General features: G+C 61.9%; 17 protein-coding genes. 6 read left to right on the top strand and 11 right to left on the bottom strand.

Annotated features, from left to right (window positions below; all coding sequences use genetic code 11):
* A partial coding sequence (locus tag BLO97_RS28325) for a DUF6531 domain-containing protein (RefSeq protein ID WP_256572434.1) occupies positions 1-1,898 on the bottom strand: 1,898 nt, incomplete at its 3' end.
* A 134-nt stretch (positions 1,899-2,032) separates the two neighbouring features.
* The gene (locus BLO97_RS28320) at positions 2,033-2,491 is read right to left on the bottom strand and encodes a GNAT family N-acetyltransferase (RefSeq protein WP_092349341.1); all 459 of its coding nucleotides are present in this window, start codon (positions 2,489-2,491) and stop codon (positions 2,033-2,035) included.
* A 455-nt stretch (positions 2,492-2,946) separates the two neighbouring features.
* On the opposite strand from BLO97_RS28320, the gene BLO97_RS28315 reads away from it, so the two are divergent.
* The 6 genes from BLO97_RS28315 (at position 2,947) to BLO97_RS28290 (ending at position 8,884) form a co-directional block, all read left to right on the top strand.
* Positions 2,947-3,570, top strand: a complete 624-nt coding sequence (locus BLO97_RS28315; RefSeq protein ID WP_079302758.1) for a CDP-alcohol phosphatidyltransferase family protein — start codon at positions 2,947-2,949, stop codon at positions 3,568-3,570.
* 11 nt (positions 3,571-3,581) lie between these two features.
* Positions 3,582-5,339 carry a bifunctional alpha/beta hydrolase/class I SAM-dependent methyltransferase gene (locus BLO97_RS28310; RefSeq protein ID WP_092349338.1) on the top strand — a complete coding sequence of 586 codons (1,758 nt, stop codon included), beginning with the start codon at positions 3,582-3,584 and terminating at the stop codon, positions 5,337-5,339.
* Entirely contained in the window at positions 5,339-6,682 is a 1,344-nt protein-coding gene (locus tag BLO97_RS28305; RefSeq protein ID WP_092349335.1) for a phosphatase PAP2/dual specificity phosphatase family protein, read from the top strand. Before BLO97_RS28310 ends, BLO97_RS28305 begins: the two co-directional genes overlap by 1 nt.
* Positions 6,672-7,127 carry a hypothetical protein gene (locus BLO97_RS28300; RefSeq protein ID WP_092349332.1) on the top strand — a complete coding sequence of 152 codons (456 nt, stop codon included), beginning with the start codon at positions 6,672-6,674 and terminating at the stop codon, positions 7,125-7,127. The genes BLO97_RS28305 and BLO97_RS28300 overlap by 11 nt, the downstream gene beginning before the upstream one ends.
* A 202-nt stretch (positions 7,128-7,329) precedes the next feature.
* A complete protein-coding gene (locus tag BLO97_RS28295) occupies positions 7,330-7,950 on the top strand; it encodes a lysophospholipid acyltransferase family protein (protein ID WP_063324190.1) in 621 nt (206 codons plus the stop codon).
* 1 nt (position 7,951) lies between these two features.
* Positions 7,952-8,884 carry a phosphatidate cytidylyltransferase gene (locus tag BLO97_RS28290; protein WP_063324189.1) on the top strand — a complete coding sequence of 311 codons (933 nt, stop codon included), beginning with the start codon at positions 7,952-7,954 and terminating at the stop codon, positions 8,882-8,884.
* Positions 8,885-9,126: 242 nt separating this feature from the next.
* Here BLO97_RS28290 and BLO97_RS28285 read toward each other — a convergent pair whose 3' ends face one another.
* The 9 genes from BLO97_RS28285 to BLO97_RS28245 all read right to left on the bottom strand — a co-directional run bounded on the left by BLO97_RS28285 (position 9,127) and on the right by BLO97_RS28245 (position 17,540).
* A complete protein-coding gene (locus BLO97_RS28285) occupies positions 9,127-10,284 on the bottom strand; it encodes a glutathionylspermidine synthase family protein (RefSeq protein WP_092149777.1) in 1,158 nt (385 codons plus the stop codon).
* A 12-nt stretch (positions 10,285-10,296) separates the two neighbouring features.
* A complete protein-coding gene (locus tag BLO97_RS28280; RefSeq protein ID WP_092225509.1) occupies positions 10,297-11,001 on the bottom strand; it encodes a DUF1190 domain-containing protein in 705 nt (234 codons plus the stop codon).
* Positions 11,002-11,020: 19 nt separating this feature from the next.
* Complete coding sequence (locus tag BLO97_RS28275; protein ID WP_063324186.1) at positions 11,021-11,449, bottom strand: DUF350 domain-containing protein; 429 nt, start codon at positions 11,447-11,449, stop codon at positions 11,021-11,023.
* Between the two features lie 15 nt (positions 11,450-11,464).
* Entirely contained in the window at positions 11,465-12,127 is a 663-nt protein-coding gene (locus BLO97_RS28270) for a DUF2491 family protein (RefSeq protein WP_092349329.1), read from the bottom strand.
* Complete coding sequence (locus BLO97_RS28265) at positions 12,114-13,148, bottom strand: ion channel (protein ID WP_092349326.1); 1,035 nt, start codon at positions 13,146-13,148, stop codon at positions 12,114-12,116. The genes BLO97_RS28270 and BLO97_RS28265 overlap by 14 nt, the downstream gene beginning before the upstream one ends.
* Before the next feature lie 265 nt (positions 13,149-13,413).
* Complete coding sequence (locus tag BLO97_RS28260; protein ID WP_003205987.1) at positions 13,414-14,112, bottom strand: PspA/IM30 family protein; 699 nt, start codon at positions 14,110-14,112, stop codon at positions 13,414-13,416.
* Between the two features lie 22 nt (positions 14,113-14,134).
* A complete protein-coding gene (locus BLO97_RS28255) occupies positions 14,135-14,716 on the bottom strand; it encodes a YjfI family protein (protein ID WP_092349323.1) in 582 nt (193 codons plus the stop codon).
* Between the two features lie 370 nt (positions 14,717-15,086).
* A complete protein-coding gene (locus BLO97_RS28250) occupies positions 15,087-15,917 on the bottom strand; it encodes a YfaP family protein (RefSeq protein WP_063324182.1) in 831 nt (276 codons plus the stop codon).
* Positions 15,918-15,920: 3 nt separating this feature from the next.
* Complete coding sequence (locus tag BLO97_RS28245; RefSeq protein ID WP_092349320.1) at positions 15,921-17,540, bottom strand: DUF2300 domain-containing protein; 1,620 nt, start codon at positions 17,538-17,540, stop codon at positions 15,921-15,923.

Genomic DNA, 17,540 nt, shown 5'->3' with positions numbered 1-17,540 from the left:
GACATCAGCGTCTGTTCGGTCCGCCAGGCTTCGTCGAGGGTGATGGCGGGATGGAAGCTCTGGTAGTCGACGGCGATCAGGTGGCGCTGCTCGTAACGCAGGCGCAGGGCGCGCCCGGCGCCGTTGTCCAGGCGGCTGATGTCGCCATGGATGTTGCGCTGCAGCGTCAGGCGGTTGTCGTAGCGGTCGCTGAGGGCGGTCAGGTGACCGTCGCGAAAGTGCAGGAATGGGGCGTTTTCCCCGGGCTGGGCGACGATCAGTTCGTCCGGCTCGGCCCCCAGGTAGATCGCCGCGCGGGCCAGGCTGTTGTGGATGGCCGGACGCTGGGCGTTGGGCAGGGGAAACGTCGTGCGGCGGTTTTCCTGGTCGACCCAGGTGACTTGCTCGCCCTCAAGCTCCAAGCGATGGGCCAGGGCATGGCTCCAACCGCGCCCGAGGCCGACGTCCAGGTCAGCGGCGCTGGTGCGGTACAAACGGGTGAAGACGAACGGCAAGCGGCCATCGAGGGTGCCATCGTCGAGGGTCAACAGTTCTTCGCCGGTGACCATCGACACCGGGCAGCCGCTGGTCTGGGTCTGGGCGGCGGTATCGGCACTGTCGCCGTTGGGGTTTTTCGATTGGGCGGGGGCGTCGTCGTGGGGTTCGTGTTTGCTTAGCCGGGTTGAACCGTGGGATTTTTCCCGCGCCACAGCGGCCGGATTGCTGACCGCCAAGGGTGGGAAGTGCTCGGGGGTGATGTGCAGAGGTCCGACAGGCGTCGGCTTCAATGGCGCACGCTGGGCGCTGACCACCAACGGTTTCAGCACATCGGCATGCCGGTTGAGCCGATCGGCAGGGCGTTGGGCCAGCCTCAGCCCTGATGCGCTCAACCACTCGCGAGCCCGCTCCGAGCGGAGCTGACGGAGCACTTTGCCGCTCATCCGCACGCCCATGCCCAGGGCGCCGGTCAACCGTATCAACAGGAAATTGATCAGCACCGAGGCGCGCATCTCGCCCGTGACTTCAGCCATGTATTGGGGCGGCAACATCCGCAGCCAGCTGACGAACGCCGCCATGTGGACGAAGAGCAGCGGCTCGTCGCTCAGCACCATCAGCCCTTTGGCAATGGCCTCGGCAGACACGCTCAGTAACTGTTCAAGCTCGACCTGGGTCAGGTACTCCAGAAGTTTTTCGCTGTTGGCTTGCAGATCGGCCAGCAGCTCGAAGACCTGTTTAACATCGTCCCATAGCTGGTGCAGGGCGTTTTCAAAACCGCGCCAATCGGCCTGCTGCACCAGGTCATAACGTTCGCGAAACCCGGCGTCGGAAAACGCCGCCCACAGGGGTTGAAACTCGTCCCACTCGGCCTTCAGCCACCCCTCAAGTTCGTCCATCACCCCTTGATAGGACGCATACAGCGCCTTGACGTGATCGGCCATCACGTGGGGGAAAAAGGTGATGCGGTAACGCCCGCCACGCCAGCACTCGGGGATTTCCAGGATGCCGCTGGGGCCGATGACGTGATGCACCGGCTCGCCAAACGTTTCCTTCCCGGGCTCGCCTCCGGTGACGGGTTCCAGCATCACCGGGGTGTCGCCAATCGGCACAAAGCGCGCCGCCTGGAACATGTGCACCAACGTCAGCGGACCACTCGCCGGACATGCGGCCACCGTGGCACTGATGGGTTGATCAAGATTCTTCGGCGCCGCCAGGGACACCTCGTTGCCGACCTTGAACACTTGTTCAAGATCCAGCGCCCAGCCGGCCCAAAAGCTTTCAGCCCAGGCGTCGTAGTCGTTGAGGCAGGCTCGGAAGTCCGCCAGTACCGCTTCGACATCCGGCTGATCGGGGTCCATGACCGCCACCACCAAAGAGCCGATGGTGTTGTTCAAAGCCAGGAGTTTGTCAGGGGCAAACATGCGGGAGTCTCGCGGGACAGGGACGAACGCGAGACTTTGCCGACGATGGCTGAGGAATTAAGTCAGTGAAAGAAGCGGTGGACGTAGGGCGATTCGCTAAATTTAAACGTTAGGCGTGCAACTCCCGGCGGCGGCTATAGCTGTCGTGACATAAGCCATTGCTCTTTGCCCCAAGCCTCGAAACGCTCCAACACCTCCCAGCCGAGCCTGGCGTAGTAATCACGCTGGCTGTGGGTGTGCAGGAACAAGGTGATGATTCCAGCCTCTCGCGCATGACTGCAGATGCCTTCGATCAACTGCGCTGCAAGCCCTCTGCGTCGAGCCTCGGGGGTGATGAACACACACGCCAGCCACGGGCCCAACTCTGGCCGGTCAGGCAGGTCGTTGCTGGCCAGTGAAGCGCCGCCGAGCAACTGGTCGTGTTCCATGGCGACCAGGCACTTCCAACGCCCATCACCCTGCCCCGCCGCGAACTCCTGCTGCCAACTGCCGAGGGATTGCTCGGCATACTCATGATTGAATTCCCGATAAAGCCATTCGGCCATCTGGTCGCATTTCCCCATGTGGCTATCGAGCCAATCCACTCGCGGCATTTGAAACACTCCTTATGTATGCGGTCCTGGAGGGAGGATAGGAGACTAGCAGGCTGCTGACCTGTTCTGGCCCACCGCTATCGCGAGCAAGCTCCCACAGGATTTTCGTCGTTTGATCCTTAACTGACACACCACCGCTCCTGTGGCGAGGGAGCTTGCTCCCGTTGGGCTGCGCAGCAGCCCTGGATCCCATGACTCGGTGAGCCACGCAAATTGAGTTGTCTTCTTTGGGGGCTGCTGCGCAGCCCAGTGGGAGCAAGCTCCCTCGCCACGGGGTTGGCGTAGGCCGGTCTTTATTGGTTGAGCCCGCCCACACCGGGGTTTGCACCCGTAAATTGCGTTTTAGATGCCTACCCGCGCGCATTCTCGAGAAATACCCGCCAGCAACCCCTCAACCTATCGTAATCTCGCACCTGTATAAGCCCAGCCCCGCAACCGGCCGAGATCTCACCCCGATGCCCTCCATCTACCAACTCAAGCCCGCCTTTCAAAACCTGCTGCGCCCCATGGTTCAACGTCTCTACAACAACGGTGTCACCGCCAACCAGGTCACCGTGCTCGCCGGCATCGTTTCGGTATTGGTCGGTGCGGTCATCGCCTGGTTTGCCAACCATCCGTGGATCTTCGTGCTTGTGCCGATCTGGATGTTCCTGCGCATGGCGTTGAATGCCGTGGATGGCATGTTGGCGCGGGAGTTTGGCCAGCAATCGCATCTGGGCGCCTACCTCAATGAGCTATGCGATATCATCGCCGACGCTGCCCTGATCCTGCCTTTTGCCCTGTTTGCCGATACCAGTCTGTTGCTCGTGTTGTTGGTCACGCTGTTGGCGTTGTTCAGCGAATACGCAGGCGTCTTGGGGGCCATGGTGGGAGCTTCGCGGCGATATGACGGGCCGATGGGCAAGAGTGATCGCGCCTTTGTGTTGGGCGTGTTGGCGACCGGCATTGCCCTGGGTTGGCTCGGGGCACTCTGGGTCGATGGTGTGATGGCGGTGGTTGCCGCCCTGCTGGTGTATACCTTGGTCAACCGGGTCCGTCATGGCCTGGGCCAAGTGAAGGAAAACGCTCCCTCAGCATAAAGGAACTTGCAATGCGCGAAGCCCAGGAACTGACGTTCACTACCCACGATGGCGTGGAGTTGTTCTACCGGCACTGGCCGGCTGTCGACGCGGCGGCGGGTGAACCCCGCCAGGCTGTGTTGTTGTTTCATCGTGGTCATGAACACTCCGGGCGCATTGCGCACCTGGTGGATGAACTGGACCTGCCCAGGTTCGACTTCTTTGCCTGGGACGCCCGTGGCCATGGCCAGTCGCCGGGCGAACGGGGCGACAGCCCGAGTTTTGCCACCAGTGCGCGGGATGTGCAGACCTTCTGCGATCACATCGGCGCCACGCACCAGATCGACGAGGCGAACATCGCGGTAGTGGCGCAAAGCGTCGGCGCGGTGATCGCGTCCACCTGGGTCCACGACTACGCGCCGCGCATTCGCTCGCTGGTGCTGGCCTCGCCGGCATTCAAGGTCAAGCTCTACGTGCCCTTCGCTCGTCCGGGCCTGGCGTTGATGCGCAAGTTTCGCGGCAACTTTTTCGTCAACAGTTACGTCAAGGCGAAGTTCCTCAGCCATGACCCGGAGCGGGTGGCGTCCTACGACAGCGATCCATTGATCACCAAGGCGATTTCGGTGAACGTGCTGCTGGGCCTGTACGAAGCCGCCGACCGCGTGGTCGCCGATGCCCAGGCGATCCAGGTGCCGACGCAGCTGTTGATCTCCGGCTCGGACTTCGTGGTACACCGCAAACCCCAGGAGCAGTTCTTCGAGCGCCTGGGCAGTTTGCACAAGGAGAAACACATCCTGCCGGGGTTCTTCCACGACACCCTCGGCGAGAAGAACCGTGCCCCGGCCATTGCCAGTGCGCGCCGCTTCATCCTGCAAAACTTTGCCCGAGCGCTGGACCGCCCTTCCCTGCTCGACGCCGATCGCCTGGGCGCGACCTGCGCCGAAGCCGAAACCCTGGCCACACCGCTGCCGCACAACTCGCTGCGCGACCTCTACTGGCGCATGACCCGCGCCAGCATGCGCTTTGGCAGCAAGTTGTCCGCCGGGGTGAAGCTGGGTTTCGACACTGGGTTCGACTCTGGCAGTACTCTGGATTACGTCTACCGCAACCGCCCCACCGGCACCTCGGCGCTGGGCAAGATGATTGACCAGAATTACCTGAACTCCATCGGCTGGCGCGGCATTCGCCAGCGCAAGCTGCACGTCGAGGAGCTGCTGCGCCTGGCGATGGGCGAGTTACGTGCGCAAGACCGCGAGGTACGCATCGTCGACATCGCCGCCGGTCATGGCCGTTACATTCTCGAAGCGCTGCAAGGCGTCAGCCCGTTGCCCGAGTCGATCCTGCTGCGCGACTACAGCGATATCAACGTGCGCGACGGCAGCGCGCTGATCGTGGAAAAAGGCTTGGGTGACATCGCCCGATTCGTCAAGGGCGATGCCTTCGACCGCCAGGATCTGGCGGCGCTGGAGCCGAAACCAACCCTCGCCGTGGTGTCGGGCCTGTACGAGCTGTTTGCCGACAACCAACTGGTCGGCGGTTCCCTCGCGGGCCTGGCCGAAGCCGTGGAGCCTGGCGGTTTCCTGGTCTACACCGGCCAGCCATGGCACCCGCAACTGGAACTGATCGCCCGCGCCCTCACCAGCCACCGCGCCGGGCAAGCCTGGGTGATGCGCCGACGTACCCAGGCGGAAATGGATCAATTGGTTGAGGCGGCGGGCTTTCGCAAGATCACCCTGCGGGTCGATGAATGGGGCATTTTCAGCGTTTCGCTGGCCCAGCGAGTGCAGTAATGAGCGCCGTCATCGCGCCGGCCCGCGAGCCCGCACTGCTGAAACCGGCAGTGCTGTGGTTGCTGTTGTTGGCGCCGCTGTTCTTCACCACTTACGGCTTCGCCACCTGGGTCACCTCCCAGCGTGACGATGTCGGCACGTTGGTGTTCGCCTGGGAAAGCCACATGCCGTTCATGGCCTGGACCATCGTGCCTTACTGGTCGATCGATCTGTTGTACGGCCTGTCCTTGCTATTGCCCACCAGCCGCGAAGAACTCAAGCGCCACGCCTTGCGCCTGCTGACGGCGCAGGTGATTGCGGTCAGTTGCTTTTTGCTCTGGCCGTTGCGCTTCACTTTCCCCCGCCCGGAAATGGACGGGGTGTTTGGTTGGTTGTTCGAAGTGCTGGCGGGTTTCGACAAGCCGTTCAATCAGGCGCCGTCGCTGCACATCGCGTTGCTGGTGGTGCTGTGGGTCTGCTATCAGCGGCATCTGCAGGGCTTCTGGCGCTGGGTGATGCACGGTTGGTTCGCGTTGATCGGCGTGTCGGTGCTGACCACTTATCAACATCACTTCATTGACCTGCCCACGGGCGCGTTGGCCGGTTGGCTGTGTGTCTGGCTGTGGCCGCTGGACCGTCCGAGTCCGCTGCTGAGTGCGCGACTGACGACGGATCCTGCCCGCCGAGGCTTGGCCTTGCGTTATGGCCTGGGCGCGGCGGCGCTGTTTATCCCGGCGTTTGCCTTCGGCGGCGCGTGGCTCTGGCTGATCTGGCCGGCGGTCGCGGTGCTCATCGTAGCGCTGAATTACCTGGTGTTCGGTGCCGACGGTTTCCAGAAGCGTGCCGATGGTCGTTTGAGCCCGGCAGCGCGTTGGTTGCTGGCGCCTTACCTGGCGGCGGCGTGGATCAATTCGCGCGGCTGGACGCGCAAGCATCCGCAACCGGACCTGATAGCGGATAACGTCTGGCTGGGACGAATCCCCACGCCGATGGAGCTGAAAGACAGTGCGTTTAGCGGGGTGCTCGACCTTTGCGCAGAACTGTCCTTGGACAGCAGCGGCGTCGCCTATCGCTCATTGCCAGTGCTCGACCTGACAGCGCCGACCGCCGAGCAATGCCTGAAAGCGGCAGAGGCCATCGAAAGCCTGCGCCAGCACGGGCCGGTGCTGGTCTGCTGCGCCCTGGGTTATTCGCGCAGCGCCACGGCAGTGGTTGCCTGGTTGTTGCACAGCGGGCGGGCAGCGAGCGTTGATGCGGCGATCGTGCAAATCCAGCGCGCTCGACCGCGTATCGTCTTGCACGCGGCACACCGTCGCGCGCTGGAGCAGTTATCCACAGCACAGGGGAATGTCCATGATCACTGATATGGAGCTCCACACCGTGGCGAGCCTGTTGCGCCGGGGGCATTCGCTGGACCAGTTTTCCACCGGGTTGACGCTGCTTGGGGCGCTGCTGGGGTTGGGGCAATGGTTGGTGGGCGTCATCGATCCGTGGTTGCTGCTGTTGAGTGCGGCGCTACTGGTGCTCGGCATGCTGGAAAAATACTGGGCGCTGCGCGTGGCATTCGATGCCGATCTGTTCCAGCGCATGGCTGACAGCACCCAGTCCCTGGCCGAGCGCACCTATACCTTGGATCAAGCCCTCACCTCCCTGGGCCTGCAACCGGCCGCACGTGCAGGGCGTCTCTGGACTGAACGCCGGCACGGCGCGTTGTTGCTGCTGCGTCGGCAGTCACGATTATTGGCCGTACAAGTCGTCCTGGTGCTGGGCTTCATCCTGGCCAGCCCCTGGTTAGCTTCAAGTATCTAGATAGTTTTGGTGGCGAGGGAGCTTGCTCCCGCTGGGCTGCAAAGCAGCCCCAAAACCAGGCACTGTGGTGTATCAGATGAATTGTGTTCAGCCTCTTGGGGGCTGCTGCGCAGCCCAGCGGGAGCAAGCTCCCTCGCCACAGTTAATGGTCAGCTGTTAACGATTGCGTCACTACCCGAGCTTCTCAGGACAAGGAATCTTCATGTTCGAACCCGTGGTCGCCAACCTCATCACCTCCGCCGCCCGCATGGTCACGGGCGCTCGCAGCCTGTGGCTCGGCTGCGCGCCGACGCCGGTGCAGCGGATCTACTTCGCCAACCACAGCAGCCACGGTGACTTCGTGTTGCTCTGGGCCTCGCTGCCGCCGGCGCTGCGCAAGCTCACCCGCCCGGTGGCGGGGGCCGATTATTGGCAAACCAGCCCGGTGCGTCGCTACATCATCAACCGGGTGTTCAACGGTGTGCTGGTGGACCGCGAACGCAAGGATCCTTCCTACAGCCCATTGCAGCCGATGCTTGATGCGCTGGAAAACGGCGACTCACTGATCATCTTTCCGGAAGGCACACGCAATCCGGAGGAAGGCCTGTTGCCCTTCAAGAGCGGGATCTATCACTTGATGAAAAAACACCCCGAGGTCGAGGTGATCCCGGTGTGGATCGCCAACCTCAACCGCGTCATGCCCAAGGGCCGGGTACTACCGCTGCCGCTGTTATGCACCACCAGTTTCGGCGCGCCGCTGTGCATCGAAGAAGATGAAAGCAAAGAGCAATTTCTTGAACGCAGCCGCGCCGCGCTGCTGGCACTGGCCCCGGAGCACGTCTGACATGGATCGATATACCCTGATGTTGTTTGGCGGGATCGGCGCCATTCTGGTGCTGGCTTCGTTGATCGGTTTCATTCTCAAGCTGAAAACCCGCGGCGCGCCGAACTCCGTCATCGACAACCTCAACGCGCGGATCAACGCCTGGTGGATCATGGTGCTGGTGATCGGCATCGCGTTCTGGCTCGGCAACGCCGCAGTGATCCTGTTGTTCTACGCGGTGTCGTTCTACGCCCTGCGGGAATTCCTGACCCTGACACCGACCCGCCGCAGCGATTATCCAGCGTTGGTGGCCGCGTTCTACCTGGCGCTGCCGCTGCAGTACCTGTTGATCTACTACGACTGGTACGGGCTGTTTTCGATCTTTATCCCGGTGTATGTGTTCCTGCTGCTGCCGATCCTGGCGTCCCTGGGCGGCGACAGCACGCACTTTTTGGAGCGCGCTTCCAAGGTCCAGTGGGGCTTGATGATCGCGGTGTTCTGCATCTCCTTCGTCCCGGCCCTGCTGACGCTGGACATCGCCGGTTTCGAAGGGCGCAACCTGTTGCTGATCGCCTACCTGGTGATCGTGGTGCAGCTCTCGGACGTGTTGCAGTACGTGTGCGGCAAGCTGTTCGGCAAACACAAGATCGCACCGAACCTGTCGCCCTCGAAAACCGTGGAGGGGTTTGTCGGCGGCATTTTCCTAGCCTCGCTGATCGGTGGCGCGCTGTGGTGGATCACGCCGTTCAATCCGTGGCAGTCGTTCCTCATCGCCTTGCTGATCAACCTGTTGGGCTTTGCCGGCGGCATCGTCATGTCAGCGATCAAGCGCGACCGCGGCGTGAAGGACTGGGGCCACATGATCGAAGGCCACGGCGGCATGCTCGACCGGTTGGACTCGGTGTGCTTCGCCGCGCCGATCTTCTTTCATTTGGTGCGGTACTGGTGGACCTGAAAAAGCCTGCGGCGAACACTCGCTCCCAGAGGGGGGCGTCGCTTGCTTCTTCACTGGCCCACTGCCAACCGCTCTTGTGGCGAGGGGATTTATCCCCGCTGGGCTGCGAAGCAGCCCTAAAAAACCATACCTCGGTATTGCAGACAGATTGAGTTGAGGTCTCGTGGGGCTGCTTCGCAGCCCAGCGGGGATAAATCCCCTCGCCACAGATAGACCCCTCGCCACAAAAGCGGGGGCATCGCTCAGTCAAGGATCAGGTGCGGCAAGAACCGGCTGGAATCCTTGGTGATCAGGCTGTTGTCTTCCCGCACGCCAATGCCGGCGGCCTGGTCGCCGATGACCCAGGAGCCGATCAGGGTGTAGCTGTCGCCAAAGCGTGGCAGTGGCGCGAACTCCTGGAGGATGAACGGGGCGTCCGTGTAGGGGCCGTCTTCTTTTACGATCAGGCCATCAGCGGTTTGCAGCTCGATGTTGGCGCCTTCCCGGGAAAAGAACGGCTTGCGCACCCAGCCCTTGGGCACCGCTTTGCTCGTGTCGGTATCCAGGTGGGCCGCGAGCAGGTTCGGGTGGCCTTTGTTGAACTCCCACAGCAGCGGCAGGATGCCTTTGTTGGAGATGATCGACTTCCAGGCCGGCTCGAAAAACTGCGTATCACACTGGGCGATCGCTTCACCAAACGGCTCGTGGAAGATGAACTCCCAGGCATGCAGCTTGAACAGGTGGGCAATCCAGCGCTCTTCCAGGTCAACGAAACGCCCGTCACTGTTGAGGCCGATGTCTTCGATATCGATGTGCCGCGATTCAATGCCGACTTTTTCCGCGATCAGGCGCAAGTAGTCCGTGGTGCCCTTGTCTTCCACCGAGCCTTTCATCGAGGCGAAATAAAACGGCTCTTTGATCTGCAACTGGGCAAAAGCCTGGTGCAGCTTGGTGTCGATGCTGTTGAACTGGTCGGCATGGGCCGGCAGCAAGCCGCGCTCGATGCATTGCTCCAGCCAGCCCCACTGAAACGCCGCCGCCTCATAGAGGCTGGTCGGCGTGTCGTAGTTGAGCTCCAACAGCTTGGCGGGGCCGGTGCCGTTGTAGGAGAAATCCATGCGCCCATACAAGTGTGGGTGGCCTTCGAGCCATGAAGTGCGCACCAGGTCGAAGAACGGCGCGGGAATGCTCAGGCGTTCCAGCAATTCTTCGCTCTGGACCACGCGGGCCACGAGGTCCATGCACATATCATGGATCTCGGTGGTCGGGTCTTCCAGGTCGTCCTCGATCTGCTTGAGGGTGAACTGGTAGTACGCGCTTTCGTCCCAATAGGGTTCGTCGTCGATGGTGTGGAACAGAAAGCCGAGCTGCTCGGCGGTCTGTTTCCAGTCATGACGTTCTGCGCAATGGATCTTCTTCATGGCGCTGGTTCCTCAACCGCCGGAGCTGCTCGAACCGCCCCAACCGCTGCGGGCACTGGACTTGCTGCCGAAGCCGCCACGGGAGGTGGATGAGGCAACGGACATCGGCTTGCTGGTGGACTTGATGGAGTCGGTGTAGCTGCCGTATCGCGCCTGGTTGGACTTGGTGAATGTCGAGCCTGTCGACACCCGCTGGCTGAGCGTGGAGGAGCCGAAGCTGCCACGATCATCGCGGTAGCGGTAGACCGGCTCGGAGAAGTAGCTGTTGCGGTTGCTGCTCAGCATGTTGCCGATCAGCAGCCCGGTCAGCAGGTTGCTGAAACCTCCACCGGTATTCATCGCTTCCGAGGCCGGCAATTGGGCCTTGGCGGCGTCCACTTCCGATTGCGTAACCTCGCCCTCGGCACTCAGTTCGAAGCCACCCAGCTTGGGGATGAACTTGCCGGCGGAGTCCTGCTGGCACCAATCGGGAACGAAGTCGGCATCGCAATCGGCCTGGTTGTCGTACACCGGCGCAATCCGGCGATGCTCCGTCATGGCAGTCATGTAGGCGTCAGCACAAATGTCTACCGGCAGCTTTTCATCGACACATTGCTGCACGGACTGGAAGTTGTACTTCTTTTTCAACTCGTAGGTTTTTTCCGTCGGCCCGCAGCCGGATATCGCCATGGCGACCGACGCGGCCAGCGAAAGCTGGACGTACTTGCTTCGTTTCATCGGGTTCTCCGTGGCGCAATCAGTTTGTGGAAGGCGTCATGCACGCGGCGTTCAACATGCCGACGCTGATGGCCACGGCAGCGATATAGATACCCGCTGCAATCTCACCGTTCCTGATCCGCGCGGAAGCGCCCTTGAGCACCAGGCTGGTCACCAGGAACGCCAACAACTGGACGACAGCGGCGATCACTGCCCAGACAACGAAATCCAGCATGCTGATCGAATAGGCAATCACGTTGCTGGCCGGAATCGCGAAACCGATGACAGCACCGCCCAGGGCGATGGCCGCAGCCACGTTGCCCGAACGGATCAGCTCGAACTCTTTGTGCGGCGTGACGCGGGTGTAGATGAACTGGAACAGCGCGAACAGCACGGCGGCGCCGAGGATGTACATGACAAAGCCAAGCACGGCGGCTTTGTTCAGGGAAATGGAGAGCGCTTCAAGCATGGACTTGTTCCTTATTCAAAGAGTGTTCAGGTCAGTGGTGTACAGCGAAATACCCAGCGAAGTGCTCAAGCTGACGGTGCCTTCGGCGTCCTCTTCAACGGAGAACAGCAGGAACTCGCGACGATCCGTCAGGCCGGTGTCGCGGGCGTACAGCATCGAACGGTGTTCGACGCTGTAGGACTCATCCGGATTGCTCACGCGCTCGCTCAACGTCACCAGTTCTGTCTGGCCAGCCTCGGTGCCCCATTCGCGGGTGTACTCGACGCCGTCATGGGTGTAGGTCGGCAGGCCGATCAGGCTTTCAGGGCCGGCCAGGCGACGTAACTCCGCTTCACTGCTGATCGTGACGTAGCTGAGGTAGTTGAACAGGATCACCGACTCGACCTGCCCGGCGATATCGCCACTGGTGTGCACTTGCAGCCAGTAGTCTTCGTCGTTCATGTAGCAGCGCGACAGCCAGTTCGACTGCCCGAGGTCGACGATGCCCAGGCTCCAGATCTGTTGGGAGCTCGGAATGACCACCGTGCTGTTGCCGTCGAGCAGCAACTTGAGCGTGGAGTCGAACATGACCTGCTTGCCGGAGGCCAGGCCCAGCGGCCCGGTGACAGGCGAGTTATTGCTGGCTTTCGTGTTCACGTTCGGGGCCTCAAGCCCCATCAACTGTTTAAACCACCCCATGGGAAATTTCCTTGAGACGCGTGGAGGCGATGTAGAAGAGTTCCCCGCCCACGACGCGGGTGGCGCCGGGCGGGTTGATCGATGGGTGTCGGGCGCCCTTGGCGCGGTAACCAATCAGCGTAGCGTTGTGCTGCTCTTTCAATCGGGCATAAAGCTCGCCGAACGTCGCTTCAAACGCCTCGGGTAGTTTCATCAGGTACTGAGTGGCGCCTTGGCCGACGCAGAGCAATTCATTGATGACCACGGACGAGCCCGGGTCCTGGGAGGCACGCACCAACATTTCGATGGCCATGCTGGAGGTGCATTCCAGGCTCGGCGCATAGGCGCTGGCAAGAGCGGCGATTTCGCTGTCATTGAAGTGCGCGACCACATGCCCGGCAGGGCTCAATTGATTGACCGCCAGCACGGTGGCCAGGGTCAAGTCGTCGGAGTGGGTGCGCACCAGCACGCGTTCGGCACCCGGCACGCCGGCACGCTGCAACAGCGCGACGGAGGACAGGCTGTCGCCTTTGATGAACGATGTCTTGCCGGGCATGGGGTTTTCTTCGAGATCGCAATCGCAGATGACGATCAGGTTGTCATTGGAGGTTTCGTCCTGCAGCAGCAATTCAATGACCCGCTCACTGGAGGCGCCCTCCCAACCGATGAGAACCGTGTGGCCGACCTTGCCGGTGAAATCGCCTTTGCCCTTCATGCCTTTTCTCCATACATCAATGACGCTGCTGGTGGTTTTGCCGATGACCGTCGTCAACAGGGCAATACCCCCGAGCATGATCCAGGTCGCCACAAAAATTCGCCCGGCGGATGTCTGTGGCAACAGATCGCCATAGCCGACGGTGAGCGTGGTGGTGAGATAGAAGTAGATAAACGTGGCGGCGGCGATGAGGTGTTGCTCGCCCAGCAGCACCAGGCCGATCCAGGCCGTGGACAGGTGCACGCCCAACGCAATGGCCAGGCCCGCCCAGCCGAACCGATGGAAGAAGGACGACGCGTACGTGCGCAACAAAAGAAAAATCGACATTCGTCCCTGACTCCGTGGGGCTTCGTTCCTGGCGGGATCATCGCTCTGGCGTCTGAGGGCTCGAGCGTAATGGCCGGACAGCATTAAACCTGTTGCGGGGGTTGGATAAAAGTACCTGCGTCACAATTAAATCCAGGAGCGCCGGTCATTATTGTGGCGAGGGAGCTTGCTCCCGCTGGACTGCGCAGCAGGCCCCTTTTTTTGGAGCCGCTTCGCGCCTCAGCGGGAGCAAGCTCCCTCGCCACGGGTTCGGGGCGCTCAGCGATTACTCAGCCGATTTTTTCTTCAGGCGTTCCAGGATCGCATTGGCGCTGCCTTCGTTCGGCGTGATGCCGGCGTCGCGCAGCTTGCGCTCCAGGTCGGAGCCAGTCGAAGCCTCGGCCAGTTCGTCCTGGGCTTGCAGCTCAGCGGCACGTTGCTGTTGCTTGGCCTGCAAGCGGTTGAGCGTACCGACGGCAGTTTCCAGCTTGCCATTGGCGCCGCCGCTGGCGATCGAAGCACTGACCTGGGCCTTCTGCACGCTTTCGCGGGCCTTGGCCATGTCCACTTGCTGGCGCAGGCTCTTGATCCGGCTTTCGGCCTTGGTGATGTCCTTGCGCATGTTGTCCGCATAACCACCGAATTCGGTCGCGTGCTTCTGCTCGGCGTCCAGTTCGTTGGTCAGGGTCGAAATGGCTTCGGCCACTTCCAGCGCCAGGTCTTCGCGGTTGGCCTGGATCGCGGCCAGGGCCTTGGCTTCCAGGTCCTTGATCTTGGCGTTGTATTCGCCGACGCGATCAGTCGCCAGCTTGTGCTTGGCCATGATGGTGACCAGCTCACGCTTGGCGTTGGCCAGCGCGCTGTCGGCATCGCGGATTTCCTGGTCGAGGATGCGCAGGGCCTGTTGGTCGACGATCGATTCACCGACTTCGCTGGCACCGCCACGCAGTGCGGTGAACAATTTGCTCCAGATGGACTGAGTCATTGGATAGTTCCTGTTCGGTGAATTAAATGAAGAAGCGTTCGAAGGCTTCGCTGGCGCGCTGAACGTTGTCGACGAGGGTTTTGACCTCGGTGACGACGTTGGTCAGGCTGGAGTCGGCGCTCAACGCACCGAAGATGTTGTAGACGACTTGCCCGTTGGGCATGGTCTCGATGCCGATGGACGACAGCGGGAACATTTCCCGGCTGCGCAGCACGGCGTCATTGAATGCCGCGACATCGTTGATCGACTCGACGTCCACCAGGACGGTATCGACGATGATCTGGTCACCCACCACCGCGATGTAGATCGGCAGGCCACCAAAATCATTCATTTCCAGCTTGATGCTGGACTCGGAGCCTTGGACGAGGGAGAGAGTGATGTCGTTCGCGACCACTTCTTCCAGGGCCTGAAGGGCGCTGTAGAGGCGGTCGATGTTCCAGTTATTACCTGCGCTCATGTAATTCTCCGACATGAATGAGCCAGCCAGAATCGGTTGGCGTAGCTGTTTCTCCATTTGCTTGAGCAGGCTTCGGTTTTCAGGAAGCACCCAAGTCTCGTGTTTCACATACCCGGCGGCACTCAGGCCCGCGCGCATCTGCTTCATGTAGAAGCTCGACGGCTTTTTCGCGGAGGGTTTGGCGCGCTCTCCCGTGCGGCTCGCTGAATCGGTTACAGACCCGTCTGGCGGATCCGATGGAGAGCTGGTTGACATGGTACTGACCCCACTGTGAAAAACTCACGCGTGAGAAACACTACAGGTACTTTCGCAAGCCCACAATAGCTCACGCGTGAGATTTTATTGATCACAAGCACCGACCGCTCTTGTGGCGAGGGAGCTTGCTCCCGCTGGGGCGCGAAGCCCCCCCCAAGCAGGCGCCGCGGTATGTCAGGTAAAAGTGCAGTCAGCTTCAGATGGGGCTGCTGCGCAGCCCAGCGGGAGCAAGCTCCCTCGCCACAGGGGACCGGGGATGGCCTTATGGGTAACTGAAACTCTTGACCAACGTCAGCTCGCCCACCGCCCGCATCGGCACCACGAAGGTTTCCATCTTCTCGTTCGGCGTGCCTTCTTCGGTGATCACTGTGACTTGTGCGGTGGTAAGGGCTTGTTGCGCTTGTTCTCCACCGCCCTCACCTTCCTCGCCGTCGTCCTGATAGCGATAACCGCCGCCGTAGTAGTTCACATACACCAGGTACTGGCCTTTGATCGGCGCCGGCATGGCGAAGATTTCCGGGCCGTAGCCGGTGGTGACGTCGACGTCGAGGGCGGCGCCGTTGGCGACGGCACGGTCGCCGTACCAGATGTGCGCACCATCGGGGGTGACCAGGTGCAGGTCCAGGTCGGTGCCGTCACTGTCCCAGGTCAGCAACACCCGCAGCTTGGCCGGCGTGGCGCCGCCGCTGGTGTTGAGAAATTGCGTGCGGTGACGCTGTTGGCCGTCGGGGCTGCGTACTTCCACACTGTTGCTGCCGTTGGGGAATGAAAATGGCCGGTCGAAGCGGCCTTGCTCATCGAGCTTCAACGGCAGGCTCACGCCGTTGACGATGAGTTGGCCCGGCGCATTGCCCTTGGGCGCGCCTTGGATCTGGCCAGTGATGCGAGCGGTATTGGCTTGGCCCTGGGGCGTATTGACCGACGAGGCCGGGTAGTTGACGGTCTGGCTGAAGTTTTCATCCTCGCCGCCCGGCGCACCGTTGCGCCAACCCCCGACCGGCGTGTCGAGCTTGATGTTCTCGGCGCCGATGGCCGGAGGCAACGCGGTCAAGGCGCAAAGCAACAACAAGACCTGTGGATAACGGAGTGTCATGGTCTATTCCAGCAAGAGGTGACGGGCGAGCCCTTCGATATAGTTTTCGTCCTGGCCATTGGGATGAGCTTCAAAGGCCAGGTGCAGATATTCATGGGTCAGGTCGAGGCGGTCTTGCAGCGACAGCACGCCGCGCACGTAGATGCGCTGGCGCTCGCGGTCGACATAAGGCCGGCCGAAAGCGACGCGGCAGACGGAAAAAGCGCTGATCTCGTTGTAGCCCACTTCACTTTCCAGCCGCTCACGCCAGCCCCGCCGTTGCTTCAGCAGCCAGTCCTGGGCGGCGGGCAGCGCTTCGCAGGATGCCACCGGGTTGTCCCAGCGGCTGAGGCTGGCGCGCGGGTAGGCGTGCAGCAGGATGGCGTCGTAGCGTTGGCCGGCGTTGGCTTGCTCCACCGCTTGTGCCCAGGACAGTTTGTCCGGGCCAGGCTGGTCAGAGTGGTAGGTGACATCGGTGCCGGCCAGGACCAGGTCGCTGGTCCAGGCGGCAATGGCGCGGGTTTCGGGCGCCGCCGGGCGTGGCGCGACACGCTGGCGATGGCTGCTGTCGTCGATGCTCAGGCAATCACCGTTGCGTTGGGCGTTCTGCAGCAAATAGGTGCGTATCGCCACCGCCAGTGCCTTGGCGGCGTCGGCAGGCTCGGCCTTGGCTTCGCGCTGCAAGACCCGGGCGACGTATTCCTCCCGGTCCAGACGCGCGACCAGCTTGCCGGGCATCAGGAACAGCTCGCCATCGCTGTGGATGTCCAATTGATTGCCGTTGCTGAATTCGACGCGGTAATCGCCGCGCAGTTGGCCCGGCAAGGCAGGACGGTCGCCCGCCATTACCCGTTGCAACGGATAACGGGCAAACAGGCCGACTTCCACGCAACGCCCGGTTTCCGCCGGCCAGCGCGATGGCAGCGCCGCCGCCAAGCCTTCGCCGTAGACCTTCAAGACCTGCTGGCTGGTGCCGCGACCACCGGCCCACACCGGAGTGCCGTCCGCCAGCCAACCGGCGAAACCGCCCTGACGGGACGAGGGCCCCTGATCACCCAGCCAACTCCAGGTCTTGACCCGCAGACGGCTGCCCAACTCACCGACCAGTCGCCCGTCCGCCGCGTTGAGCACCACGTCCAGCAGCACCCGCCGCGCCTGATCCTGGGCCGGCAGCGTGGCCAGGGTCTTGAGCAGTCCGGCGACAGGCACCTGAGTCTGGGGTTGCAACATGGACAGGTCCAATAACCAGGCCGGTGCCTGACGAGCCTGCCAATAGGCGCGCCAGTCCGAGGCCGAAAGCCCGAGCCGCTGCGGTTCGAAATACAAGCCGCAAGATTTCACCAAGGCTTGATCGCGACCGATGCTCTGCCCGGCACTGCAGCAATAGACCTCTTCCTTCGACTCCCCCCGGCATTCATACACCGGTTCACGGGCGTCAGTGTCCACCAGCCAGGCGTAGACAAAGATCTTCCACAGACTGCCCAGCGGCGCCTGCAAGGTATCGGGCAGCGGCTGGCGATCCAGCACCTGGGTCTGGCTCACGCGCAGCAATTGACCGTCGAAGGCCAGGCGCAACGGCTCGTCCTGCGCTGTTACCAGCGCAGGGATCAAGCACATCAGCCACCCAACCAGCGGCCAACGCAT

Source organism: Pseudomonas sp. NFACC05-1 (assembly GCF_900100135.1).
Lineage (GTDB): Bacteria > Pseudomonadota > Gammaproteobacteria > Pseudomonadales > Pseudomonadaceae > Aquipseudomonas > Aquipseudomonas fluorescens_Q.
Note: the sequence above shows the minus strand (reverse complement) of the source record. Positions and strands in the feature narration are given on the sequence as shown.